The sequence below is a fragment of the Pseudomonas mucoides genome, from assembly GCF_015461845.1.
Lineage (GTDB): Bacteria > Pseudomonadota > Gammaproteobacteria > Pseudomonadales > Pseudomonadaceae > Aquipseudomonas > Aquipseudomonas mucoides.
In genome coordinates this window covers 36123-61100 of record NZ_JACOPW010000012.1, presented here as the reverse complement: position 1 = coordinate 61100, position 24978 = coordinate 36123, and the positions used below count along the sequence as shown (strand labels likewise).

Genomic DNA, 24978 nt, shown 5'->3' with positions numbered 1-24978 from the left:
CAGCTCTTCAGATCCAGTCTCTCCTGATTGAGTCTGGCCATGACGAGCAAGCTTTCGCATTCAAGGTCTCCAAGTTTCAACCCAAAATGCGTGTTCGGGTTGTTACGGTCACCAAGGACAACTGCTTATCACTACGTACCTACAGCGTGATGCCGGGCTCAACCGCAACGCTGGAAATTGAGAACCGCCAGGTCTACGTCAAGAGCTGGCTGGGTAAGACCTTTGGAGATAAGTGGACCCAGCTGGCACAGGACCGCGGTATCTCCACTCCGAGGGCTCGATCTCCTCAGCTCAGATTTAAAAGCCACCCAGCAAACACCCCTGGAATGACTCATTAATCATGGACTAATGCTTCCTGAATTATTCCCACTAGGTGGTTCTGGCACATGCTGGGAGACCTGATGATGGCTCCATCAACTTACAGATGGAGTCATCACTTGAACCAGCTAATCAATCTCGCCACCCGCGAAGGCATAAGCTCTGCTGAGCTATTCGCTACCTTTGACTCCGACATCGCCGGCGAGACCTTCACCTTCGCGATTCATCGTCACCTCTCCTCCAGCACTCACATCAAGGTATCTGAGCTGCACACCGGTATGGGTGTTGCTGAGATCCCCTTTGAAGCCCTGGTACCTACAGAGTCGCCAGTCTTTGTGGACACTGAGCTTGCTTTGCAGGGCCAGAACGCCCTTGAGCAGCTCATCAGTAACCGTGGCGAGCAACTGGTCGCCAACGTTCTGATCAACAATCGGTTGGTTGCACAAGTGCTCAACGAGCGCGGGCAAATGCATTGAAGGCCACTCGACTGTGGGTACCTGAACCAGCGGACGCATGGATTGGCTACTGTCGGTATGAACCTAGTGCAGGCGGGTGCGTTACTCACTTATTTCGCTCCGCCGGGACAACAAGCCTTTGCGGCGTAACCCTGACTGAAGACACAGGGCAAAACTATGCCGTAGCCGGATCTGTCAGCTGTAAGCGCTGCACCAGGATCATGGTGAATGCGCTGAGCACGTCCAAAACATCCTGAAATTCGGGAACCTGTTTTGGCTGGCGTTTCGGCTCCATATCAATACTATTTAGCCACTAGGCATACGGAATAATGATATTTCGGGGTGCTGGTGGCACGCACAAACAAGCCTAAAACTGTGCGACATGAGCCGAACTCGACGGCATGAAAAGAGGAACACATGATGACCACACCCAAGCTAGCACCCTTCAATAGCCGCACAGCTGACAAGTTCGTTGTCCGCCTCCCTGACGGAATGCGTGAGCAGATTGCCGACATAGCCAAAGTACACCATCGAAGCATGAACTCCGAGATCATTGCCCGCCTGGAGACTAGTTTGGCGGAAGAATCCCAAGCAGCCGCAATTCAGGTTGATGCCTCCAGCCTGACTGCAGGCGAGAAGCAACTCATTAAGGCCTTCCGGAACATGCATGGCCCGCACCAGAAAGCCATTCTGGAATTGATGACCATCAAGCCGGCATTAACCGAAGTTTCCCAGTCGCGCGTTGCCTAACACCAACTCGCACAAAGCCCGGAAGAACCTCGTAAAACGAGCTAGCTCCGGGCTTTTTTATGTCTATCAATCGCCACCACCGACGTCCCGCTCAGAAATAAGGAGAAAGGTATGGACCACGATTTAGAGCACTGTGACAGTTGCTGGACCGAACTCGAAGCTTCACAAATTGGACTGTGTGATAGCTGCCAAGGCGAAGAAGGAGTCATCGTTAAGGACGCAGGGCCCTCCGTAAACATCATCAAAGCGGCTTTTCGAGACGCCAGCTTTTTTTCCCGGCCAGACACCAGATTTTCCAAGAAAGCACACATCGTGCTGGATGGTTCAAATCCCGCCTGTGGGCTTCGAACAGTGCTTTGTGACAAAGAGCCAGCAGTGGGAATTTCAAAGTTCCTCCGGTGCCAGCGAAAGGGTTGCTGTGAGCACTGGCCGACGGCGGCTCCGGAGGACAAGGAGTTCCATTAGGCAATTCACCTCAACGGCTTCTGCCACATGAAAGACCAGTTGACCATTGCTCCATTAACTAACTGGAGCAAGTCCTGATGAAAACAGCACAAGCCACCCCCCTAAACCTCAACCAGGCCTTTCATCTCTATAACGCTCAAGGCGTTGTCCGAAATGTGAGCGCTCGAGCTCGGGTTTGCATTCAGGGCCGATCGGAGCAATTTGTTAAGGTCATCCTTCTCGCTGATTACACAACCTCCTATTGGGATCCTAAGCTCGCAAGCGCATATGCAGTTGCTGCAACGTTTGTCCTCGACGGGATTTCCGAGCGTTCCTATCAAAAGGCTGTAGACCATGCCATTCGACAACACGGGCGAGGCCCAAACGGCCAAAGCCAACGCTCTGAGATGCAGGCGCTGTGTGACTTGATCGCGAGCGGGAGCGCGGTGTGCATCCAGCGGGATGTCGACCTGATCACCACCCTGCAGCAATGCAATCTGCTTGTTCCTGCAATGGAGGCCACTTTGGCTGCTATCCCAGCCCAGACTATGTACGACGCCGATCGTACTGTTGCTGGGATCAAGGGAGAGTTCACTGCTGATCACGTATCGCAGCTGGTAAGCATCACCATGGGTGAAGGCACCACTAACTTCTCCCGCGAGCGTCTCGAACAGGAGTCCGAAGGCGGCGAGCATGCCAACTGGCGGTTCGAACAGAACAAAGTGGCCGCGTAGAGCATACCAGGGGGCCCGGCGCCCTCCCCAAATCAGGAAGGTCTTCATGCGCAAGCATCATCCACCGTTCGCCAAGCACGCCCCGCACATCCAGGCCGCTCTCGATCGTGCCAAACAAGAAAAGGCCGATGGCGTGATATCAGGTTTTCGACTTGTGCATGATGGTGCACAGCTGCTGCCAAAGGCCGGCGGCTTCACATACGGCCGAATCGGCTTTGAAGACGAAACACCCATCCAAACAACTCGGATCAAGACTGTTGGTGCCGATATCATCACGACGGACAGTGGTCGTCGCTATGTCATCGCCGATTACCACGACGACGCCGCTGCCGATCTTAAAGCATTGAGAGCCAACATCCGGAATCGAAAGAAGAACCCAACATTGGTTCTTGCGAGCTAGAAAACCCGGGTGAATTAAATCTGTTCCGCCCGCTTCTGGCACACGTTGGACGCTCTTCTAATAGGGGTATCAACTAATCAGGAGCGCAACATGGAACACATCATCACCCCAGGCAACAAGTGGATTCCCGCGGCGAAGATCGTTGCAGAGACACCAACCACGGGTGACGAGAGCGGCTTCTACAAGCGCTTTGCTGGCGGCATCCTCTTCTACTCCCTGGATGGACAGGTCTTTGCCTGCTTGGTCACCAATCGGCATGGAGAGCGCTTCTTCGTTACGGCCACTGCGAGGGTTGAGGGCATCTTATTCATGCACAGCACCTGCAGCATCACGGAAAAGAAGTTAGGGCTGACTGGACTGGGCCTTCGGGCAGAGCTTGAGCTCGCTTCCAACATCGTCGATGAACTGGACTTCCTCAAGGCTAACGGCACCATGCTCAAGCTTGGTGTGACCTTCGACCAGTACGTTGCCATGGCCAACCGCGAGACAACCACGCAGGAGTGCCTGGCAGCATTTCATGAGGCTGGCCTCACAACTGAACTGCAAGGGATTGAAGACGACGGCTACCTTCTGGCAACACGTCTGGGCCGCACCATGCTTCACGCCGCTGGCTACCAGAATGCGAGCGGCATGTGGGTAAAGACGCCAGACATAATCGCAGCCTAAGTCCACGCGGGGGATTCTGGCATGCCTGAATCCCATTCAATCTTCAACTTCTAGCCATCCAGAAAGTGAGCCAATCATGAAATATCTGTTCTGCAACCGCGTGAACTACACCTGGGCCGGGTTCGTACTGAGCATTCTGTTATCGAACGTTGCCGTCCTCGCCCTGCTGCATACCGGTCTGATTCAGGAAGCGCCGAACGAAACCGTTGCATTGGTTTTTGCATCTTTGGTCGTAACCCCGCTGATGCAGCTGGCTCGCAAACACTGGTATCCCGATGCCGACAAAAATGCGAAATGGTCACTTACTTGGGCCGATGCACGCATCTTCATGCTGGCCTTGCTGATGGACTGCCTGGCGCGCAGTAGTGCAGCTGCGCTGCTTAGCATGGTGAGCTCTGTTGACCCCTTAACCCCGGCGCTCACCCAGGGCTTGTCTTGGGTAGCTTATGTTGTGGCCGCGGTCCTGATCGGGCGATATTTGACCCAGCGTATTCAACCGGCGCCGTTGCTTGCTAAAGAAACCCGAGTTTAGAGGGTTTTGATCCCCAGTTTGGGTAGCACTCAGAGCGCCTGGGTCAATAGACTGAGCCGAACAGCAATTTCATTTTCGACACCGACTTCCGGGAACTGGAGGAACAAACCATGAAGGATTGGGTATCTTGGGATCGTAAAGGCCGCCCAGTAACTGGCTTGATTGATGTCCGCTACAACGACGGAAAGGAGTTTTTCAAGAAGCTCGCAGAGGATTGCTATTGGGGCACCGACAGCCTAATCGCATTCTGGCGCAAGGCTTAGGATCCTCAAGTTCGCGCGACAATCCCAATCTAGTTGAAGGTGGTTCTGGCACACCCAGGCTCACCCCACAATCCCCTCATAAACTTCTGAGGGAACTAAAAATGCAACTGATCGACAACATCAAACGCTCCATTCAGGCTGGCATCGCTCTGAAGAACTTCAAGGCAGCGAATGGAATGGATGGCCGCATGTGGTCGGCCGATTTGATTATCAATGGAGTAAAAGTCGGGCACCTGGTCGACCAAGGTCTGGGACACCTCGATACGTCATGCACTGACGAGGCGGTATCAGCTGTGTGCCCTGCACTCAAACAATCAGGCTACGACCTAGCACCGGGAGACGACTTCCCTCTGCCCGTACCTACCAATGACTTCGGTTTTTTTGAGGAAGCTATTGGGCTTATGGCCGCAGAGTTGGAGGATTTGAAGGCTCTGAGGAAATCGATCAAGCAGAAGATTGTGTTTGAGCTGAGCGACGGTAAAACATACGAGATTAAGGCCGCATACACCTCGATGCTTGGCGAACTTGTACGCAAGGAACATGGCGACAAGCTGACATGCATCATCAATGAAGAGCTTGCCGCTCTCTAAGTAGACTGCCCGCCGGGACGGCGGGCCACCACTCTCTCCAGGAATGCAACATTGAACACTTCAACACTATCTACCAAGGCGGCAGCCCAGATCCCGATGGTCCCGGGATCGAACCTCGATGCTTATTTGACCGTGATTCACTCGATACCAAACATGAGTGCCGAGGAAGAGCGACGTTTGTCTGAGCGACTTGTAGAGCACAATGACATGGACGCAGCGCGCCAACTCGTTACATCCCAGCTTCGCTTTGTCGTGCATATCGCGCGAAGCTACTCAGGATATGGGTTGCCTTTAAGCGATCTGATCCAAGAGGGCAACATCGGGCTGATCAAAGCCGTGAAGCGATTCAATCCCGCAGCTCAGGTCAGACTCATCACTTTCGGAGTCCACTGGATTCGCGCAGAGATCAACGAGTTCATTATCCGCAACGGTCGAATGGTTCGCCTGGCGACCACGAAGGCTCAGCGAAAGCTGTTCTTCAATCTGCGCAAGCAACCCCGGTCCCGCAACTGGCTTACTGCCGATGAGACGAGGCACATCGCCGACACCCTCAATGTGAGCGTACTCGACGTTAAGGAGATGGAGACGCGCATGGCAGGGAACGACACGTCGTTTGACCCTGCCGCAGATGCAGATGATGAATCGGCATACCTCACCCCGGCCCATCAGATTGGAGACCACCGTTACGATCCTGCCCATCAGTACGAGAGTGAGGCCGACACTTCGACAGATGATTTGCATGAGGCGCTCAACAGTTTGGACGAGCGCAGCCGAGACATACTTGCGCAGCGATTCCTTTCGGAGAGCAAAGCGACACTCCATGACTTGGCGACCAAGTACAACGTATCAGCTGAGCGTATCCGCCAAATCGAAAAGCTGGCCCTAGCCAAGCTCAAGGTCGCCATTCCTCTGGCAGCGTAACCCTGAAGGTAGACTAAAATTGGAAATCAAAGACAAAATTCAGTTGGCAAATTGGCTCAGGAGCGGTGCCACCTTGGCGGAAGTCGAGCGCTCGCCTGCAACAGGCCGGGTGGGTAATCGAAGGTTCAGCTCACGGGCTGTGCGAGCCTTCACGTTACTCTGGACATGGTCAGCGCCTCGCTTCGGGGGGCATGCGGGGCTTGTTCAGGACAACTTCTATCACCGATGCGGGCATAACGCCCTGGTACGGCGCCGCGGAAGATCACTGGCAATAGCCGCCAAGCTCTCGGCTAAAAACCTACCCACTTCTGGCACGCGGGGCTCCGACTGAGAATTACGGTTCTCACAAAAGGAGCCCCAGGATGAACAAGGTTACGTGCTCTCCAGATGCCCGCCTGAACATCACTATCATCACAGCGGATGAGTGCAAAGGCATCTATGGCATTGCCAATTACGGTGGCCGCCGGCAACAAACCCCAGTTCAATGGGTACCTTCTGAGCCAGCGCTCCAGACCTAACAGGTCAACTTTCACCTATCAGGATCAAAATGTTCCGAAGGTCATGAAGAGATCGACGGTGACACCTGGCGCGAGCTTGAGGCGAACGGCGAGCGATGAATTCCTCAGCCTGCTACTCAAAGGGTAATGCGCCGAGGAAGCGGCCAACCTATGTAAGGCCACGCTCTGACAGCTCTAGCTTCATGTTGGTAGCCCCAGGTTCAAGCCAGGCTTTAATGCAAAGTCCTTCGCTGCACGCGTGTAAGCTAAGGCCATGTGCCAAGACAGAAGTCAGGAATACCTCATGTCCGATCCAGCCGTAGCAGCCGCGCTATGCCTCTTGCTTACCTGCACGCCCGCACTTGCCCAGAACCCAGCACGGGGTTGCGTTCTGCTTAACCCTGTTCAGCCCAACGTAGTCACAGCCAAGGATTTATCGTCAAAAGATCTTTGCACCCGCGACGGGAAGGCCATAAGTTCGGTCAGCGTCGGTAACTCCCAAGCTTGGGAAGGCAAGCTTGTACCACCCTATAACCGCGTAACCATGCGGGCTAAAGGCGAACCCGTCGAGACGAACGTTACGTTTCAGACTCCCAGCGCGACCTACCAAGTCCACATAAAACCATAGGTTGATTGTCCCCGGTTCTGGCACGTCAACATCGGCGGTTCAATGGAGTAAATCACTTCTAGGAATTGCTGCGATGTCATACGATCCGGACCAAACCATCGAGCGGATGGTCAACCACACGGCAGAAGTGGGCGGCCATCGATACCGTACGGTTCGTTTGAACGGGGGGAAAATACCTCTTTGCACGGCCACGTACAATTACCAACAACTGGATGAGACCAAAGAGATGGTCGCAAGGCGGATCGCCGCACTTTGGAACCTGACTCAGGGAATCGGAACAGCAGATCTTGAACATCTGGTTTCAAAAGGAATGACACTCTCCAAACTGATGGATATGGCGCTGGAGAATATCCGCAACAGGGGTTCTGCCACACCTGGTAAGGCCAAACAATAGGCCCATCAACCAAACAGGTGACCCCATGAAGTCAGCAGCACAGCAAACCCCACTGTTCTCCTCTTCCCTACTGGTGAGTGCCGGCATCACAGATCTGTCGAAGATTGTCAGCCTATCCTTTGACCTGCAGCCGCAGATCAATAAGCGCTCCATCACCTACCGCGAGCAAACGACGGTGTATGTTGATGACATGGTGGCTCAGGTTCGCCTAGTCGTAAAGCTCAAGGTTGAAAGCAAAAAGCGTGGGGCTAAGCGAGTCCAGCTGCCGGATAGTTACCCTGACCTACAGGTGGCGCGCCTGGTGGGCTACGACCCTGTGAAGCATGTCTGGGGGACTGTGAGTCATACAACCAACACCCTGCCTGAGCCAGAGCTTCATGAAGCCTGGCAGGCGCATCAAGAACTTGAAGCTGTCCGAGCCGGCATGAAGCAGAACGACCCTTACACTTGGTATCCCATCGCTAAATAGAACGCGAAGACCGCACTAGCAGGGCTCGCCCTGTTTTTGGGGGAAGGTTAGGCACAACCGCCTTACCTATCCTGAAAACCGCGACCCCATTTTGGGTTTGTCCTTGCCCCTCCGAACCTCATCATGCGTCGGCCCTAACGTCAGGTACGTATTAATGAGAAGCCCCACCCTTAACAAAGCTCGCCTGCCATGGAGGCGAGTAGCACTCTCCGCCATGATGATTGCCCTCCCGGCCTATGCAACAGCTAAAACGTTGGAGGTACAGAACCTCCAGCCAATAACCTCGGGAATGAATGGAATTGTTGTCCTCAAGGTAGTGGGGTCAGCATCTTCCTGTACCTATATGGGGAAGCTGGTTCAAATAGCAGCCGGCCAACCGAATGAGAGATGGGTCGTAAAAGCTGATCAGCGCGTCTGCCTAAAGTCGGCGCGTGGGGATATGACGATGGCAAAGGTTGAAGCCCTGGCTCCAATCAACACCTTCCCGATTCCGAAAGAGAGCAACCTCACCCTTTACGTCCGGGAATAGGTCAGCGAACACACTGGGGGCGGATAAAAAGATTCCGCATGCAGAATCTTTCTGTGAGGGTTGGGGCACATCTGTTTACGGTTAAGACTTACCGCTCAAATTCAGAACGAGTAATGCGTAATGGGACACCCAACCGCCTACAAGACCCTATCTGGCCTGCTCAGGGCCACGGAGAGGGTATTAAGGGACAGCCACCAATCGATCCGCCACACATTCGATGGTTTGTCCCGGGGGATGTGGCTCAAGAACGCTGAGTATGTTGCCGATACCCAGTTTGGGGATACCAGCGGCGTTGCTGAGCTACGCCGTAAGTGGTCCACGAGCCGGCCCCAGGACTTGATAGGCGGGAATGCTCTCTTCGGAATGCCCTTGCCTACACGGGAGTACGCAGCTGGCGACAATATACCTGGCTGCGGATTGGTCCAGGATGTCCATGGCGAACAGCTCAAGATCAATGGGCAGTGGTATCACAAGCGGTGCTTTAACTCCAAGGAAACAGCATAGAAACCCGGCACCTATCGTGCACCAATCCTTACTGTTTCAGCACACCGGCAAAGATGGAATTCAGATTTCAGGAGCTTCACCAATGAACCGCACCACCACTCTGCTGCTTGCCGCAGTCGCGTCAGCTGCAACATTAAAGCTGATCGCGAAGACCCAGGCTCAGGGCACTGACGTAATTCTGGCCACGGCGAAGATGGTTCGCAACGATATGCTGGCGCTTGAGGCGCATGTCAACGCTACCGGTATTGATGTGGGCCAAAACCCACTGTTCCATATGGTCCAGCATGACTATCCGTCTGCAGGCCCTTTAGCAACTCTGCCGGCATAAGCGTAGAACACATAGCTGAGGTACCAACAAATGACCGAATTCAACAGCCAGTACGACCGTGCCGTCTGGTCTCAGAAGCTGGTCACTTACTACTTCATCGACGTCAACATGCTCACACAGGCAATCCATAATGCCCTGCCGATGCCCGCGCGGGCAGCACACCCGCCCGAACACATCGCCGCCATGCTCACAAGTGACTTGGCCATGTTCCCCGAGCGCGGAGCGGGCTGGTACCGCAGCGTTGGTAGCCGGGAGTTCCTGGGGATCATCCTGTTTGTCCGACGTTTCAGCCGATGGATGAAGTCTCTGGGCGCCTCGTTAGGGTATGACGTCGACTCTATGCTTATGGAAGATGACTGGGTGGATTCACTCCCAGAGCTCCAGCCCGTACTTTGGGGGCTGATGGATCGTGTCCGCTCGGACCTTCAATCCGCGAAAGCGATTACTGACATCGGGTCAATCGAGGCCGCATTTCAAGTGCTGATTCGTTCTGTGGACGCGGGGGAGCACCCTCACCAGACCTTTGTAAGGGCTGAGAGAGTCACCCAAGGACTTCGGCTAGTTGGTTGAGAGCAACAGTAGGGCTTCAACGCACCACCCGGTTCTGGCACGCACCAAGTTGCCGCATGCTGGCTTCATATTCAACGGAGCCTGACATGAAATACCCAAGCCCGCCCCAACTCCAAGCCCTGTACGAAAGCAACGAAGAGCTCATTCAGAACCTGACTCAGCAAATGGTCATTTCTGCCCAAGACATTCAGGGCATCAACAAGAACATTCTGACCCGCCTGGCGAGTGATTTCTGGGGAATGATCTCTTCTAACGCACGGGCTGAGATGATGAGTCACAGCCACCACTTTGTGCGTAGCTGTGCCCGGATAGGGCAGCAAGATCTTGAGAAGGCCCTGGCAACACCAATTGCTGACCTTTCAGAAGGACACCTCGTAATGCTGCGGCAAGACCTCTGTCGGCGAGCGGCTGAGATGGAAGCCGATCCCGTCATCCAAAAAGCGGTTCTGGTTCGAGGTTCAGCTGAAAACGCTGATCTGGCATCCTTGAATGTTCAGTTACACGCCGTGCGTTGTCGCCTGGCCGCAATCGGTAAGCCCGAATCCCCCAAAACCTACATTTGGATCTGAAAATGGGTACGTTTGCCGCTCAGACACGCAATAGCATCACCTTCGGTGTGAAGGTGCAAACTCGCACCGCCCCGCGCACCCTGAAGATCCGTTCGGTGTTCACCCGGCACAGCCGGGCGGTCACAGATCGGGAGTGCTCCGCAGCTGCATCCGACATTGCCCTGACTCTGCGCCAGCAGCTGCCTGTCCAATGGCTGCTTGAGGGTGGTGACAGTTTCGATTTTGATCTGGCTGCCATCATCGACGGCCTTGATGCAATCAAGCCATTTGGCTACCCAGAGGATCCACCAGGTTTAGCCCTTGATGATCTGAACGAGCAGCTAGCCAAGCTGCTTGATTGGGCTGACGATGCTGAGATAAAGCTCATTCCCTGAAGCTTTACCCATGATCGACAAGCACGGCTTCTGCCACACTGTGATCAGGGGCAATGTGTCTCATCAATTTAGAGGCATTTCCCATGCATAACCGGCTCAATCATTCCGAAATTCACATAGTGCGCGAAGCGGCCGTAATGGCAGTTTTCAGTCTTTATGGATATCTCGGTGCGGGCGCGCGTCTGATTCGCGCTCTTGAGGCGCTTGCTGGGTCAAAGAATTACGTGGCAAGCCCATTCAACGAAAGAATGGACATTTTCCAGGTTTCAATCTTTGAAAAAGGCCCGGATGCCCTGTTACGCCTACAAGTTGTACACTCTCCGGACCATAATTCAGTGCACCAGTTGGCTTCGCTACCAGCTGATACACCTGGGTACTGGACCGCGGTATTGGAAGCCACAGCACTGAATGGTCCCTTCAGCTTGGTCTCACTAACGATTGAAGGCCAAGATATGAATCTGAACACACAATCGACGCTGTCAAATAGCTCAGCACAATGACACCGAAACTTACTCTTTTCCTACCGCTGGAAATCGACAAAGCCGAGCAACTTGCTGCTGTGGACTCACGGTCGGCTGAGTTATTCCTCCAATGGTCAGTTCATGAAATCGCTAGTGCGGCTGTAATCCAGAACTCAACTGCTTTTGCTGGCCACAACCTCAGAGCTGACAAAACCGAGAAGGCTCTAGCCGAACTCATCAGCATCGGCATTCAGGTTGAGCGATCCAACGGCCAGGGTGAGTTTGGTCGGCTTATGGCCGCGCGCTTCAACCGAGATAACTTCAATACAGGCCTAAATGACCTTAAACGAATCCCCGCACGTCTTCTAGATCCCGAGCTGATTTCAAAGGGCGGTTTTGTTTTCCCCAATGGGGAGTGGAATTTTGAATTTAAGCGCCAGCTGTCAGCCCAGTTAAATCCCTTCACTGAGAAATTTGTTACTAATGACGGGAAAGAGTTCACCCTGACTAACCAGCAGGCCCGCACCTTCAGCGTTTTTCGAGGTGAGCTTGATGAGAGCATGGACGTCCAGGCACTGGCGGGGACAGGGAAAACCTATCTGATCGAGCGGATGGTCGATAGCCTAAGCAGGTATCGCCCTCTTCTCCTAGCGTACACTCAGGTTCAGCTCCAAGCCCTGATGGCTCGCATTGGTCCAAATCGTGTAACTGGGATGACTTTCGGGCAACTAGCTACCGAGTGTCTTGAGCGAGACCAGAGCAAGCCATATCGCCGGGCAGGTAAGCGCGCATGGTCTACCCACCAGCTCGCACCCTCACTGGCTGCTGAGCGCCTTGGGTTTGGGCCAGTAGGTTCAATGGCACCCTGGCAAGTGGCCCAGACATGCAACCGCATGGTGATGAGGTTCTGTTTTAGTCGGGACACAACGCTAGATACTCGCCACATCCCCCCATTGGATACCAAACTATCCGAGTTGGATAAAATCGCCTTAGCTCAATATGCCCAAGTGTTCTGGCAACAAACTATAGAGCCTACGGATCCTCGGATTGAAATGCCTCTGCGTGGTTACCACCGAATCAAGCACCTGGCGCTGGCGCTCGATACGTTCATAGACCCGGGCTACACCCACATCATCATTGACGAGAGTCATGACCTCACGTGGCCCATGTGCGCATTCCTGGATCGCTGCCCACAGCCCGTGATCACTCTCGGCGACGCATGCCAGAGGCTGGATGGAAACCTGAGCAAACGCTCGCCGGCTACCCGAAGCCGCGAGGTCGTTCACTCCATAAGGGCAGGTAGGCAGATTGAGGGTGTAGTGAATACCCTGATCGACCAGAATCCAGTGGTTCGAGTTGCCCACATGGAGGGCAGTCGAGAGCGTGACACCAAAGTCATCTACTACGACAACGCCGAGATCCCAACCGAGCCGGCCACGATACTCTGCAACTCCGAATGGGGCCTATTCGAGTGGTTCCAGCGCTTAGGCAATGCCGGGGCAAAATTCAGTCTTCTACCAGGCGCAGACAAAGCGTTCAGGCTGTTCGTGCTTGATTGCATCGAGCTGTTCAACAAAAGCGTTCGGCCGTCGCACAGTGCACTGTTCAAGTACACAAGCTGGGCGTCCCTTGTGAAGGACATGGCCAAGGATGACCTGGCCTTTATCCGTATAGAACGCATGCTCAAGAAGGGTTACAAAGCCACCGATTTCGAAGCATCGCTGTTGTGGCTCGATGCTACTGGCCGCGCCCCTATCAAACTCGGACGAGTTGCGGATGCTCGAAACACAGAGGTCGACACTGTAATGCTCGCACCCGACCTCTTATCGAGGATTGAGTCCGGCGACCGAATGGGCGCTGCTAAAGCGCTGGCTGCCATTTACACCGGCGGCACTCGGGCACGCTTCAAGTTAATCGTGCCTGGAGAGGTTCGTGATTGGGCTACGGATCTGTCTGCGAAATCCAAAAAATCCTGACCCCCCGGTTCTGGCACTACGTGGAGGACTCCATCATAGGCACTCACCTAATCACTGAGGCATCTGTATGACGGAACGAAGCACACCAAAGACCGCGGAGATGATGCAACAAGTGCTGGCAAAAGGGTGGGCCCCTGATGAAAACCTACCAGCAGAAAATCTCGAATTTGTGCCCGTATGGATTTACTCGTACGGTTACGAGGCTGGTTGCAGGCTCCACGGCCAAATGTTGAAAGCTATCTATGAAAATGGCCTACCACAGGATTTCCTGTCCTCTCTCACCCTGAACGCCGGTGATGAGTACGCTAACAAATTAGCGATTTTCGATACCCGTTCATCAGGTGCTACAGAAGAAGACAAGCAAAACCTGTTGGCTCACATGTTCAACTTCACCCGTGGAACACGTCTCTGGGGCACACTTCCCTCGTACACCATGGTTCCAGGCGTACATGTTGTTGTGGTCGACTGGAACACCCGCTCCAACGGACACGTTCTCGTTCAAGCAGGTGCAATCCAAGCTGAGTTAATGACACCACATCAAGTCACCAACGCAGCCCAACTTGCGATGGAAGCTCACCTTGCACGCCACCCTAGTGATAGACCTCGCAGCAGGGCTCATGCCCATTGAATTTTGGCAACGTGTTTTGGGTAGTTGTGCTGGCACAGTGATGTTTTAATCAATTTGCCCAGGGGTGGGCATGCAAGTCACCAGCTTCACGGCCTTGAGCACGTTGCTGGAGATTTCGAAGCCTTCGGGCATCCCCTAAATTTATCGGCCCACGCCTACACCCCCAGGCGTGGGTTTTTTTTGGCCTGCGATTCTGGCACGCCGCAACTAGCTTGATCATTTGCCTCAGTCAATTAGCCATCAGGATCCAGGTCATGAACACTGCCACCAGCAAATCGAGTTGCACCATTCCAACTAAATTAGATGAGCGCGAGACCGAAATGCTAGCGACCCGTGTCCGCGCTGCGTGTTTTGAATCACTGGGTTGCGCTGATATGTCGTACGCCCGGGCGGGCGTTTCGTTTGAGCAGGACGGACGCTTTACTAAGGCCAAGCACAGTGGCTTTACGGTTGCATCTATGATGGGTCGTTTCTCGAAAGAGGTGCTGCTCAATACCATCCGCTCGAATATCGCAGATAGCACCCGCCAGGTCGCGAATGAAGTCTTCCCCAGACTGAAGAACTCACTGATGCTTCCGCGGGGCCACGTTATCGGCTACGACGTCGACGCAAGCGTACTTCAAGTTGCACAACGAGGTAGTCGCAGGATCACCGCCTATGTGTTCCGGCCGCTGGGATCTTCCGGGGATTCTTTCTACAGCGAAATTCACTTGGATTTGCAGGCGTGCCAGGCACAGATCACTTTCAAGATCGGCGACCGGTGGGGCGGCGGCCCTACAATCCTTCCTGCTAACCTAGGGACACTTCAGGCCGACACCTATAGCGAACTATGCGAAATCGTGTCACTTACCTTTAATGGGGCTTATAGCGAGCACCTTGCTGGAAAGACTGATTCAGATCCTCAGGTCGAGACGTGTCCAGTGTGCAATGGTGCTGGGGACAAGCGGATCGGTTGGACGAATCGTTATAAGTGCCGTGCATGCGACGGATCTGGCAGCTACCCGGATCCAGTTCGAGTGGCTGGCCTACTAGACTCACGAGAAGCCCAAGCGCTGTTTTACGCAATAGACGCAGCCAGTCATCGTGACGGCATGGTCATGGCTGGATTATCAAATCTTGGTCTGGTTAGCGGGTGCCGTAGTGGAGACAACGCTTCCCACCTTACTGAACTGGGGATTGAAGTGAAGAAGGCGCGCGAAGCTTCTGGCGATTCGGCGAAAGTTGGTTGAACCATGCCCGTACAGCGGCAGACGCGCGACGAAAAAGAAATGGGTGTTTTGGGTGGTCATTCAAGAACAAGCCGTTACTCTGTAGAACAGGTGCCAAGGATGACACCCAGTCTCATCGTGTTAAGTAATCCGCGTCCCCTCCGCGGTCCTGAGCCGGATGACCTACTCCCCTGGGTCATCCGGCCTTTTTTTGTCTTCAATTCGGTCAGCAGCCAACCGCCCCTTGATGAACTTCACCCCTTGCCGGTAAAAAAACAGACAAGAGAGCCCAAGTATCTTGAGTAGGGTTAGTGACCAAGACCAAATTAGTCCCAGGATAAACTTAACCTTTGCGGGTTCTATCAATCTAGTTTCGTTTGCCGACAGCTCCCACGTTTCGCTTCGAGGGACTGTCTTGCTTTGCCACCAGTCGTGAAGATCCTGCATCTGCGCTTGAGACTCCATGATGGCCGCTGGATCTGAGCTGAGGCTGACGACTTTCACAATGGCGTACTGACCTGTAAAGCGGTGCATGGTGAAGCGGTAATTACTGCATGCGGCTGAGTCGGTGTACTTCTCAAGCGAAGCAAAGATCACAGCATTCGCGCCATTCTCCTGAGCCTGAGCCACCAACATCCCGCGGGCTTGATTGGGATCGTTCGACTGTGCCCAGCCATCCCCGGTGGTCATCATGACCTCCATCCCTTTCGGAGCACCGGATTTCGACCAAACAAAATTGTCGGGATTGGTATAAATCAGGGTTGGTCCGATTCCTGGAAGAACATGCCTGGCCTTCGACCCTTTGGGGGACGGAGTAGGAACGAAGGTCACTCGCTGGCCGGATGTCAGAGGCTCGCCACCCTTGACGTCCTTCTGATGGACGAAATATCGCTCGCCATCATCACCGCTGATGAAACCGTAGCCTTTCGAGGCAACAAAACTGATCACCTCACCTTCAATACTGCCGGCAGCGATATTTTCCTGATCCACAAACACATCCTTTAAATCCGATGTGGGGGATTCTACCGGCATTGAGCTGACACAACTCTAACCGTGGTTGTTCTTTTGCTGGGGGGTTCTGGCACATCCGAGGAGGTGTATGGCTCCACCAAACACGCACTGGAGCTGTCACCATGTCCACCACACTCTTCCCATATCACCCAACTACAGGCCTGCGCCTGGAAAAGACCATCGAGTTCATTCCAGCTGGCGTACCTCAGCAAATCTTCAAAGAGGCCGGCAAGACGCAGTTCGAGTTTACCGGCGGCTCGCAGCTGAACTGGGACGCATCTGAAACTCAGCAGGTGGGTGATGATGTCTACCTCGCGGACTCTGATGGCACCGAGTGCCTTCTTAGCGAAGCAGTTTGGAGTGAGATTGAGGGAGATAGCATCGCTATTGAAACCCCCGGCACTCACACCTCAGTGGTGTGTGCGAACTCCCTTCGAGATCAACTTCGGGAGCTCGCAAGCTCCGCTCGTGAAGCTGTGCTTGACGTTGAGCAGGGGACTGATCCAGAGGCATCTACCATCGCGCTGAAAGCCCTGCTTGTGAAACTCGGCCTGTGGGAAGAGTTCGAGCCGGACGCTGAATAAACAGACTGCTGTGGAGCCTGCGGGCTCCGTTCATCCGGAGGAAACATGACTCCTACTTCAACACTACAAAATGAGCCAGCATCTACAGCTCATGTCCTGATTTTTGCTGATGTTCACGATCTTGGTAACATTTCGGATGGATTGATTGGCCCAGAGTTCTACCCTTCGGCCCACGCGGCATTGATGCGGTTTGTTGGGTATGCCCTCCCACATATCACTGCAGATCAATCGCTGTTTGATTCATGCGCTGCACGACTTGCCGCTGAAGGGCACGGTGAGTTCCAGGAACCCGGTTCTCTGCAATTTGAAAACGTGCAGTCTCTTCCCACCGTCGCACTTGAAGTGTTGGCCGACACATACGCCAGCGCCAGGCAGTGGGATAGCTACCAGTGTTTCTTCAAGATCGCTCGAATCCCAACCTGACCGACCTCCCCTCTTGCTTATCGCTTCGCCACGCCAGACGGTTCGAGGGGAGCTCAATCCCTCAAGACCACGCCACACAACCAGAAGTCCTGAAAATGCTGCCTCGTTTTGGCTGGTGGCACAAAGCCTTTCCACACACAATCCAATTACCAACTCATGAGGGCAGGACAATGACATTCGACCTGACGCGGTTTCTGGAAAAAGCTGGCACTGTCGCAGGAATCTCCGGGGCTGTGCTCTTGTCGTTGAATGTCACCTACTCCTCTTACGGTTACGTGTTGTTCTTGGTGAGCAGCGCGATGCTTGCTGGTCATGCCGGTAGAATAAAAGCTCGCTGGCTGCTCACCTTGCAAGCCTGCTTCCTGCTGACAAACATGAACGGCATCTATCATTGGATCCTTTTGCCCGCGATGGGTGGTCAGTAGCCGCCTGCACTCTCCAAGAAGACATGATTTCGAATATGCGTACCCATTATCACAACCTGCAGGTCCAAGAGAACGCAGATCAGGCAATCATCAAGGCTTCTTACAAGGTCCTCGCTCAGCGCTATCATCCTGACAGGAACTCAGACAACGCTGAGGAAGCCAGCCGGATATTTCTGATCATCACAGATGCTTATGAAATACTCTCTGAACCGGATAAACGCTCGGTTTACGATGCAAAACTGAAGGCAGCACGCAAGTCTGCACTGGCAGCGAAATCACACAGAACTGAGCAAGAGCCGCGTCCCGCCCCACATATTCCCGAACGCGTAGCACCGATCTCTGCGAACCCCGCCGGACTTCTAGACCTCGTGGCGAACACTCAGATGGGGCAGAAGCTGCGTCGGATGATGAGACGAGTAGCGGACAATCAGAACACCCCACCGACAATCAGGTGGCTGCTAAACCGGCCGGTACACCTCGTTGTTATGCTCCAAGTTATCGTAGCTGCCTACCTATTCAAAGACGTCATTTTCTAACCAGGTCTGTCGGCTTCCGAGCACAAAATTGATCATGGCTAAACGTTCACCAGATGGAGCTTCAACTTATGGGCAAACGGATCATCTATGAGATTGGCCACCCGGCCGCGGCCACTCTCTACTCCAATTCCAGTCACGACAGCCAAGACCCTGAGATCTTGTTCTATTCCCTGATGAAGGATTTCATCGGCCGGCCTACAGCGCTTGTTATTGAGCTGCTCAGCCTGTCCTACCAAACGTCTTCCGGAGACAACCTGGCGGGTGATCCTCTATTCACCATCGCCCAATACCCAGGCGAGCGTGAGTATGTCCTGATTGGGGATGTCGACTCGGGAGCCGTGACCCGCCGGGAGGACGCGTACGTCGGTCTGGCACCACTCCCAACCTCATTTGAGGCGAGTGTGCATGCTCTGTTTAACCGGTTCCGCAAAGCTGCGGTACCGACCGCATACAGTTCGGTTGAGAGTGTTCGTCAACATCTTAATGAACTTGGTAGTAGCTTGAACAAGGTCATGAGCTCAGACAACGATGACTCCGTAGTAGCTGATGCTGCATCTGCCCTTCACTTGGCCTTGGTTGACCTGCTTGCTCGCCGGGGTATCGGCCTTCAGGCATGGTCCACGGATGCACTCATGGAGCTGAAGTCAGGCAGTACGCGCCAAAGCCTTACAACGGCAGCCCCTCAACACAGACCTTGGATGCCCGGCAGCACTCTAGCCTTTGGTGAGGAATACGGCGTCCTCTATCGTGATGAGGAGGAAACGCTACAGGTGGTTGTCGAAGAGGGCTCCGTGGTCGTCTGGCAGCGTGAGGTTGACGGTGAAATGGTGAAGGTTGAGCAGCACTACGTTCCCTCAGATGTCGACATGAAAAAACACTGCTTAAACCTGGTGCCGTACAAAGGGTTCACCTGCATTCACTTTGGTGATGGTCGGGCCGTATTCACAAGCGGCGAGGTTGAGGCAAGCTATCGAGTGAAGCTCGGATCAGGATGGGAGCTCGAAGCTTGGGCGGGCGTCAAAGTGGATATGGACCGGGCATTGATGCACTGATAACCCCACATGGGCTTCTGCCACAACCATTACACCCCGATTATCAATCACTCACTGATCGGGGCTCATCATGAAATCCATACCTACAACTTCTGTGCTGGAAGTTAAACCGCAGCCTTCTACCGCGGTAACCAGCGATGAGGCCCATGCCCAAGAAATCCGTTCATCACTGAGTGTCGACGCTATTACGGCTGAGCGCCATTCCTTATCTGAGATATCCAAATCCAGGTACGAGACGGGTGACCGCGCAGGACTGGCCGAACCTTCAGGGCACTACATGGCGGGTGATTCTGCAGGATGCACAGTATTGGACTGGATGACTGCAGCAGAACGCTTGCGCTTCCACCTGCTGGGCTTAGCGTTGCCGTCTTTTGGTGAAGAACGGCTGGCCGCCCGCTCCCGTATCCAAGAACGCATTGCAGCGAGGAAACGCAATGCTCTGACCCGTAATTTCAGTTCCTCGCGAGAGCAGGCTGCCGAAATCTGTTAAGTAGTCACAAAGCATTGGCGAATTTTCATGCATGGGTTTTGGATAGCCGGATGCCCGTCGTTAAGGTGTACTTGAACGACTATCTCCCATGGTTACCACATATGCCAACACACTCCGTTGTGGGCACGGCTATCGACAATGACGAGCGGATAACGGCTCTTCGACTAGCCATGTCCAAGATTGTCAGGTTCTGCTCCAGTCAACGCGTTGCGATGAAAGATGAGAAGGTCGCCCAAGCCCAAATGGAGACTCTACTTCTCGGCGCAGGTTTTGACATCAAACGCGAACACAGACTTTCAGCCCAGGACATCCCCGATTTTCTTATCTCAGAATCGGGCTTCTCAATCGTTCTCGAAATGAAAACCCGGTGCCAACGGATGAAGATCCTCCGCCAACTAGAGCGCTATTCAAAGCACCAAAGCGTGGACGGGATCATCCTGCTCAGCGCTACAGCAATTGCCATTCCACCGCAGATCAGTGACACCCCCGCCATCTTCGCTTCAATGGGCCGGGGGTGGCTGCGATGAATACCTATGGCAAGTTGACCCTGACAGACAGTAAACGTCAGTGGCTGCTTGAGGGGTTAGCTCCGCACGTAGCGATCCGTCTCAAGCAGATTTTCCCGCGAGTATCGAAAACTCAGGTTGATTGCTTCACGTTCCCTAATGATCTGGAGCATTGCAGCGATCTTGAATGGTTTGCCAGTCGCTACCCTCTCGACATTTCGGATTCTGCAGCCAGGGCTTTGAAAAAGGGCCGCAAAGGCTTTCAGGCTCGGAAGGCTGAACTCGAACAGATCCTCCTTCCCAGCTTCGTTCCGTCCCCATGCTCAGGATTGAAGCCCGCATGCCAGTCACGGCTTTACCAAATGCAAGCTGCTGCACTCGCCCACGCTACCGGCACACTTCTGCTGGGGGACGACATCGGACTCGGGAAAACGGCGGCTACCGTGATGTGGCTGCTGAATCCGGCATGTAGACCCGGGTTAGTGGTTGTGGACACTCACCTTCAAAAACAATGGCTGAACAAGGTAGAGGAATTCTCTGATCTGTCGGCGCACATAATCCGGACCGGAACGCCCTACGACCTCCCGCCCAGCGACGTCTACATCATCACATACGGTAAATTGGCCGGGTGGGTTGATATGTTCAGAAGTCGTTTTTTCAAATCAGCTTGCTGGGATGAGATCGGCGGCCTTCGCAAAGGCCTGGAGAGCGTCAAAGGCGAAGCATCGAACGTGCTCGCCCAGAATGTGGACTTTCGATTGGGCCTATCAGCAACACCGGTGTACAACTTTGGGATTGAGATCTTTAATATTTTCGAGATCCTTCAGACCGATGTGTTAGGTACTCGTGGAGAATTCATTCGAGAGTGGTGTAGCGATGGCCAGCACGTATCAGACCCAGAGGCGTTGGGATCTTACCTTAGGGAACAGAAGGTTTTCCTGCGGCGCACGCGAGAGGATGTAGGACGACAGCTGCCCCAGGTCAGCACGATGGTTGAGGACATTGCCCATGATCAGAAGGCTCTGAAGTCGATCGAAGAGATAGCTCGAAAGCTAGCCCTTAGGTACCAAACTGGCACTTTCGAAGAGCGTGGTCAGGCCGGCAGAGAGCTCGACATGCTCGTGCGCCAGGCCACTGGCATCTCGAAGGCTCGATTTATTGCTCAATACGCGCGCATGTTTCTGGAGGACAATGTGCCCATTGTTCTTGCAGGCTGGCATCGGGCCGTCTACGACATCTGGAATGAAGAGCTGGCCCAGTGGAACCCCGTTATGTACACGGGGAGTGAGTCGCCCAAGCAGAAGGAAGAATCCAAACGTCGCTTCCTAGCGGGAGAGTCGAATGTTCTGATTCTGTCACTGCGCTCCGGGGCAGGCCTCGACGGGCTACAGGCTCGATGCAGTGTTGTGCTGCACGGTGAACTGGACTGGTCGCCCAAAGTGCACGAGCAGGTCACAGGAAGGCTAGACCGCGAAGGTCAGCCCAACCCTGTGCTATCCATATTCCTTGTGTCAGAGGATGGATCAGATCCTCCGATCATCGAACTTTTGGGAGTTAAGGCTGCACAAGGCACAGGTATCACTGACCCCGGCCGAGTCTTTGAGGCGAATGTGCCGGATACAGGCCGCATGCGACTGTTGGTAGAGCGCTATCTGCCTAAAAACGCTCAACAGGCAGCCTAAGGGTTCTGCCACGCTGGGCCAGGTCTAATCATGGGCGCGTCCAATCATTGGGAGCGCCCATGAAACTTCTGACTTTCCACCACACCGATAACGGCAACTGCCGGGTCTACTACAAAGACAGCATGAAGCAACTGGTCTGCTTCCAACCGTCACATCTCAAAGGCCAGTTCGGTCTTCTCGCCTGTTCACGCGACGGCGAACCGTCCCACAACATCGAGGTCAGTGGTTACATCATTGACCGATTTCCCGCGGCATCCGATGGTGCGACCGCAGTTCAATTCCGCACCTGGTACTTGGCGTCAGCCTCAGAATCGCAACGTGTTTTCGTAACGTTCTACCCAGAGGTCTGGATTCAAGACAATGCCACTGTGGCGGACCCGGGTGAAACGCAGATCGATGTCACGGCCGCCATACTTGACATGGGTATGCTCCAAGCGCTGAAGCTGAAGGACAACGACGACCACTCCGACGACCTGAGGCTAGCAGTGGAGGCGCCGCAATGGGTAAAAGACTGGCCAGGCCCTCACCGGGTTAGCTGTGAGAGTGCTATCCAGGAACACTTTACTGAAGACATACAAGCATCCTGATTTACCTCGTACGCCTACTCTTCCAGGGGTTCTGCCACATCATTTCCGATCTGAAAATAGCCTCATTCACTACATTGAGGCTTCATTCAGATGATCAGCACTTCCAGCCATGCCACCTCTACCCTGTTGCAGTCCGGTCTGCCCCGGGCTGAACTGATCACCTCGATCGCGACCCTTTACATGCAGAGCATGCACGCGAAGTGCGCCGGCCAGCCTGCGGACGTCCGCGAGTACCACATCGGCTTTGCAGAGAAGGTTTTGAATAAAGATTTCTACGGCCTTGAGCACATCTGCAATGGACTGAATTCAGTTGGCAAAGAAGTGTTCTGCACAGTTGCAGGCCTGAAACTTCCTAAGGCCCAAGGAGCTTCACGCGAAGCCCTCCGAGCATGGTGTGGTGTAAGTGAATTGGACGACGATCTGACGAAAGCGAAAGCCCGGCTTGATCACGAGCTCAAATCTGCGCAGCGGGTGTTCAAGGAGAACATGCCGGCGATCATCACAATGATCGAAGGCTGGTATAGCGCTGGTTACGTCCTGCTGATGTCTCAAAACAAGCGCAACTACATCGCGAATCGTGCTCAGACCCAGGGACGCGACCTTTCAACGCGCGGTCTTCACGGATCTAAGTTTCGACCATACCTTGAAGCCTACCTATCCCTTCAAGCGCTTCGCGTCCAGAAGGGTGAGATCACTGAACCCGAATACCAGCCACCTACAGCTGTCTCGGTAGTCGCACCAGTGTCGGAGCCAAAGCCAACAAATGAGCCAGCCCATTCTGCCCCTGAATCGAGCGCTCCTATGCAGCATGGTTTCTGCTTCTGATCCCAAAGCACATCCCAAGGGGCATGCATTCCATGCCCCATTTTGGATTGTACTCAACTCTCATTCTCATGTCTGACCCACGCCAATTCAAGAATTCGCTGATCAACCCTACGCAAGCCGCGCTACTGATTAAGGGCCTCGGTCTGCGAGTTTCGATCCAGATGGATGACCAGGCTTGAGGCACACGCTAATAGCAAGACAATGGGTGCACTCAACTTCTGAATACAGAGAACCGTCGATGAAATCAGTGCCCTATGAAGCGTTGGACAATGTAGGTAAACCATTTAACCGATCTGCCAGAATTATCTCTGAGCTGCCATGGCGTGAGCGTAAAGCCGCTCTGAGTGGTGCCCTGGCTGCGGTTTCCGAACAGGTAGGCATTGCACCGACAGATCAGATCTACTTTGGCATCCCAGTGTTTAACGCTTTCGGGATGAACGCAAAAGAGGCGCGTCAGCACCCAATGGCAGCCCTGCTGATGACTTCCGGAGGCGATGTTGGTCTTGAGATGGTCGCTGGCTTTATGCCTAGTGACGCTATCAGTGGAGTCATACATAGGTAGCTTCTGGCACGATATAAACCACCAGAAGATGTGCGGTATAACCGTTATGGAGATACCGCAATGCTTCCCCCTCGACTGCTCAATGGTACGACCCGCGCTTTTACGATCGAATGCCTGATCCCTACGGCTTCAATAAATCGCGACCTCACCCTTCTTCCAGAAAGCCGCCAAATCATGCGCTTCGTGTTGCCCGACTGGCAGCGTGCTGAATGCTGGGACCGTGAGAAGAAGGTTAGCTTCATCGAAGGTGTTTTTTTAGGCTTCGGAACCGGTTTTCTCGTTGTAAACGGCCGTGAGTGGGAGGGAGATTCTGCTAAGCCGGCTCCCATGGCTGGATGGTTGCTGGATGGTCAGCAGCGAGTATCGGCCGTGCGTGACTTCCTTGCCGGCGAGTTCCCAATCTTTGGTGACATCTACTGGTCAGATATTCCCCGCGCCGATCAGATGCGACGTTTTCTACACCATCCATTCCCTCAAATGGAGATCGAGTACATCGGTGACGAACTGACCTTGAAGTCGCTCTACAAACGGCTGAACAAAGGCGGAGTTCCTCACACCGAAGCCGACATGGCGCGCGTGGACCAGTAGTTTGCTGTCACATCACCTCAGTGCGGCTCAGGACGCCACAGCAAGAAGATCAAGCGAGCCCCCATGACCTCATAAGCTCTTTGCTACTTCGAAACCTGCATGCCTAGTGGAGGTCTCCTTCAAGCTGTAAGGGCTATGCCTCAATCAACCTAACTGTGGACATCCGTTAGCTATGCCCCGGTTGCGAGATTCACATCAGCACCTGGTAGCTGGACATGGTAGCGACTGGAACGGCCGAGATCGCAAGAAGCCCTTTATCGAACTGCTAATACTTGATGACTTCGTTTCCTCACATAGTCATGGGGCGACGACTACGCCTTGGCAGCCGCAGAAATAGCAGCATGAGGATTCACCGTAGATCTTGATGCGAGTACCGTTTGGTTGCCACGTGAATAGAACAAGATCGACCACAACCGCGGGCAATTTGCGCGTGCTTCATATCGCACGCGCAGAGCTTTAATCTCCATAGGCATTGAACTATGCAATAAGGATCGAGCTG

General features: G+C 53.9%; 34 protein-coding genes. 33 read left to right on the top strand and 1 reads right to left on the bottom strand.

From position 1 onward, the window contains the following. Positions 1-437 precede the first annotated feature (437 nt). The 21 genes from H8F22_RS31130 (at position 438) to H8F22_RS31030 (ending at position 15229) form a co-directional block, all read left to right on the top strand. Positions 438-794, top strand: coding sequence for a hypothetical protein (locus H8F22_RS31130; RefSeq protein WP_078465972.1), 357 nt, complete (start codon positions 438-440; stop codon positions 792-794). 396 nt (positions 795-1190) lie between these two features. Continuing rightward, positions 1191-1523, top strand: coding sequence for an Arc family DNA-binding protein (locus tag H8F22_RS31125; RefSeq protein WP_011923151.1), 333 nt, complete (start codon positions 1191-1193; stop codon positions 1521-1523). A 542-nt stretch (positions 1524-2065) separates the two neighbouring features. Continuing rightward, the gene (locus H8F22_RS31120; protein ID WP_194941094.1) at positions 2066-2701 is read left to right on the top strand and encodes a hypothetical protein; all 636 of its coding nucleotides are present in this window, start codon (positions 2066-2068) and stop codon (positions 2699-2701) included. Between the two features lie 46 nt (positions 2702-2747). Then, the gene (locus H8F22_RS31115; protein WP_078465969.1) at positions 2748-3101 is read left to right on the top strand and encodes a hypothetical protein; all 354 of its coding nucleotides are present in this window, start codon (positions 2748-2750) and stop codon (positions 3099-3101) included. Between the two features lie 90 nt (positions 3102-3191). Beyond that, the gene (locus tag H8F22_RS31110; RefSeq protein ID WP_194941093.1) at positions 3192-3767 is read left to right on the top strand and encodes a hypothetical protein; all 576 of its coding nucleotides are present in this window, start codon (positions 3192-3194) and stop codon (positions 3765-3767) included. 76 nt (positions 3768-3843) lie between these two features. Beyond that, a complete protein-coding gene (locus H8F22_RS31105; RefSeq protein WP_194941092.1) occupies positions 3844-4299 on the top strand; it encodes a hypothetical protein in 456 nt (151 codons plus the stop codon). Positions 4300-4409: 110 nt separating this feature from the next. Further along, entirely contained in the window at positions 4410-4562 is a 153-nt protein-coding gene (locus H8F22_RS31100; protein ID WP_161952149.1) for a hypothetical protein, read from the top strand. Positions 4563-4663: 101 nt separating this feature from the next. Next, entirely contained in the window at positions 4664-5152 is a 489-nt protein-coding gene (locus tag H8F22_RS31095) for a hypothetical protein (protein ID WP_194941091.1), read from the top strand. Between the two features lie 51 nt (positions 5153-5203). Beyond that, positions 5204-6073, top strand: coding sequence for an RNA polymerase sigma factor RpoH (gene rpoH, locus H8F22_RS31090; protein WP_078465964.1), 870 nt, complete (start codon positions 5204-5206; stop codon positions 6071-6073). A 362-nt stretch (positions 6074-6435) separates the two neighbouring features. Continuing rightward, complete coding sequence (locus H8F22_RS31085) at positions 6436-6591, top strand: hypothetical protein (RefSeq protein WP_194941090.1); 156 nt, start codon at positions 6436-6438, stop codon at positions 6589-6591. A gap of 680 nt (positions 6592-7271) precedes the next feature. Continuing rightward, positions 7272-7592 (top strand): hypothetical protein, encoded by a 321-nt coding sequence (locus tag H8F22_RS31080; RefSeq protein ID WP_078465963.1) that lies wholly within the window; start codon positions 7272-7274, stop codon positions 7590-7592. A 25-nt stretch (positions 7593-7617) separates the two neighbouring features. Then, positions 7618-8061 carry a hypothetical protein gene (locus tag H8F22_RS31075; protein WP_078465962.1) on the top strand — a complete coding sequence of 148 codons (444 nt, stop codon included), beginning with the start codon at positions 7618-7620 and terminating at the stop codon, positions 8059-8061. 214 nt (positions 8062-8275) lie between these two features. After that, the gene (locus tag H8F22_RS31070; protein WP_078465961.1) at positions 8276-8590 is read left to right on the top strand and encodes a hypothetical protein; all 315 of its coding nucleotides are present in this window, start codon (positions 8276-8278) and stop codon (positions 8588-8590) included. A gap of 586 nt (positions 8591-9176) precedes the next feature. Further along, positions 9177-9422, top strand: coding sequence for a hypothetical protein (locus tag H8F22_RS31065; protein ID WP_078465959.1), 246 nt, complete (start codon positions 9177-9179; stop codon positions 9420-9422). Positions 9423-9452: 30 nt separating this feature from the next. Further along, positions 9453-9992 (top strand): hypothetical protein, encoded by a 540-nt coding sequence (locus H8F22_RS31060; protein WP_078465958.1) that lies wholly within the window; start codon positions 9453-9455, stop codon positions 9990-9992. An 86-nt stretch (positions 9993-10078) separates the two neighbouring features. Continuing rightward, positions 10079-10561: a DUF2968 domain-containing protein gene (locus H8F22_RS31055; protein WP_078465957.1), complete on the top strand. Its 483-nt coding sequence runs from the start codon at positions 10079-10081 to the stop codon at positions 10559-10561. 2 nt (positions 10562-10563) lie between these two features. Next, a complete protein-coding gene (locus H8F22_RS31050; RefSeq protein WP_078465956.1) occupies positions 10564-10935 on the top strand; it encodes a hypothetical protein in 372 nt (123 codons plus the stop codon). An 83-nt stretch (positions 10936-11018) separates the two neighbouring features. After that, positions 11019-11435, top strand: coding sequence for a hypothetical protein (locus H8F22_RS31045; RefSeq protein ID WP_153045976.1), 417 nt, complete (start codon positions 11019-11021; stop codon positions 11433-11435). Continuing rightward, positions 11432-13372, top strand: coding sequence for an AAA family ATPase (locus H8F22_RS31040; protein WP_194941089.1), 1941 nt, complete (start codon positions 11432-11434; stop codon positions 13370-13372). Before H8F22_RS31045 ends, H8F22_RS31040 begins: the two co-directional genes overlap by 4 nt. Before the next feature lie 100 nt (positions 13373-13472). Beyond that, the gene (locus tag H8F22_RS31035) at positions 13473-14000 is read left to right on the top strand and encodes a hypothetical protein (RefSeq protein WP_153045975.1); all 528 of its coding nucleotides are present in this window, start codon (positions 13473-13475) and stop codon (positions 13998-14000) included. A 254-nt stretch (positions 14001-14254) separates the two neighbouring features. Next, positions 14255-15229, top strand: coding sequence for a hypothetical protein (locus H8F22_RS31030; protein WP_194941088.1), 975 nt, complete (start codon positions 14255-14257; stop codon positions 15227-15229). A gap of 162 nt (positions 15230-15391) precedes the next feature. Here H8F22_RS31030 and H8F22_RS31025 read toward each other — a convergent pair whose 3' ends face one another. Continuing rightward, positions 15392-16198 (bottom strand): cold-shock protein, encoded by an 807-nt coding sequence (locus H8F22_RS31025; protein WP_194941087.1) that lies wholly within the window; start codon positions 16196-16198, stop codon positions 15392-15394. Positions 16199-16341: 143 nt separating this feature from the next. Between H8F22_RS31025 and H8F22_RS31020 the strand changes: the two genes are divergently transcribed. The 12 genes from H8F22_RS31020 (at position 16342) to H8F22_RS30965 (ending at position 24479) form a co-directional block, all read left to right on the top strand. Further along, the gene (locus H8F22_RS31020; protein WP_011923172.1) at positions 16342-16803 is read left to right on the top strand and encodes a hypothetical protein; all 462 of its coding nucleotides are present in this window, start codon (positions 16342-16344) and stop codon (positions 16801-16803) included. Positions 16804-16848: 45 nt separating this feature from the next. After that, on the top strand, positions 16849-17226 hold the full coding sequence (locus H8F22_RS31015; RefSeq protein WP_194941086.1) for a hypothetical protein: 378 nt from the start codon (positions 16849-16851) through the stop codon (positions 17224-17226). 170 nt (positions 17227-17396) lie between these two features. Next, a complete protein-coding gene (locus H8F22_RS31010) occupies positions 17397-17651 on the top strand; it encodes a hypothetical protein (protein ID WP_078465949.1) in 255 nt (84 codons plus the stop codon). 35 nt (positions 17652-17686) lie between these two features. Beyond that, complete coding sequence (locus tag H8F22_RS31005) at positions 17687-18187, top strand: J domain-containing protein (RefSeq protein ID WP_161952147.1); 501 nt, start codon at positions 17687-17689, stop codon at positions 18185-18187. Between the two features lie 68 nt (positions 18188-18255). Continuing rightward, the gene (locus tag H8F22_RS31000; RefSeq protein ID WP_078465947.1) at positions 18256-19239 is read left to right on the top strand and encodes a hypothetical protein; all 984 of its coding nucleotides are present in this window, start codon (positions 18256-18258) and stop codon (positions 19237-19239) included. A 70-nt stretch (positions 19240-19309) separates the two neighbouring features. After that, entirely contained in the window at positions 19310-19729 is a 420-nt protein-coding gene (locus H8F22_RS30995; RefSeq protein ID WP_169904102.1) for a hypothetical protein, read from the top strand. Between the two features lie 170 nt (positions 19730-19899). Beyond that, positions 19900-20256 carry a hypothetical protein gene (locus H8F22_RS30990; RefSeq protein WP_153045973.1) on the top strand — a complete coding sequence of 119 codons (357 nt, stop codon included), beginning with the start codon at positions 19900-19902 and terminating at the stop codon, positions 20254-20256. Next, complete coding sequence (locus H8F22_RS30985; RefSeq protein ID WP_011923178.1) at positions 20253-21917, top strand: SNF2-related protein; 1665 nt, start codon at positions 20253-20255, stop codon at positions 21915-21917. Before H8F22_RS30990 ends, H8F22_RS30985 begins: the two co-directional genes overlap by 4 nt. 59 nt (positions 21918-21976) lie before the next feature. Further along, a complete protein-coding gene (locus H8F22_RS30980; protein WP_078465944.1) occupies positions 21977-22504 on the top strand; it encodes a hypothetical protein in 528 nt (175 codons plus the stop codon). A gap of 90 nt (positions 22505-22594) precedes the next feature. Next, positions 22595-23329 carry a hypothetical protein gene (locus H8F22_RS30975; protein ID WP_169904103.1) on the top strand — a complete coding sequence of 245 codons (735 nt, stop codon included), beginning with the start codon at positions 22595-22597 and terminating at the stop codon, positions 23327-23329. 238 nt (positions 23330-23567) lie between these two features. Then, positions 23568-23891, top strand: a complete 324-nt coding sequence (locus H8F22_RS30970; RefSeq protein ID WP_078465943.1) for a hypothetical protein — start codon at positions 23568-23570, stop codon at positions 23889-23891. A 60-nt stretch (positions 23892-23951) separates the two neighbouring features. Beyond that, entirely contained in the window at positions 23952-24479 is a 528-nt protein-coding gene (locus H8F22_RS30965) for a DUF262 domain-containing protein (RefSeq protein WP_078465942.1), read from the top strand. The last annotated feature ends 499 nt before the right edge of the window (positions 24480-24978 follow it).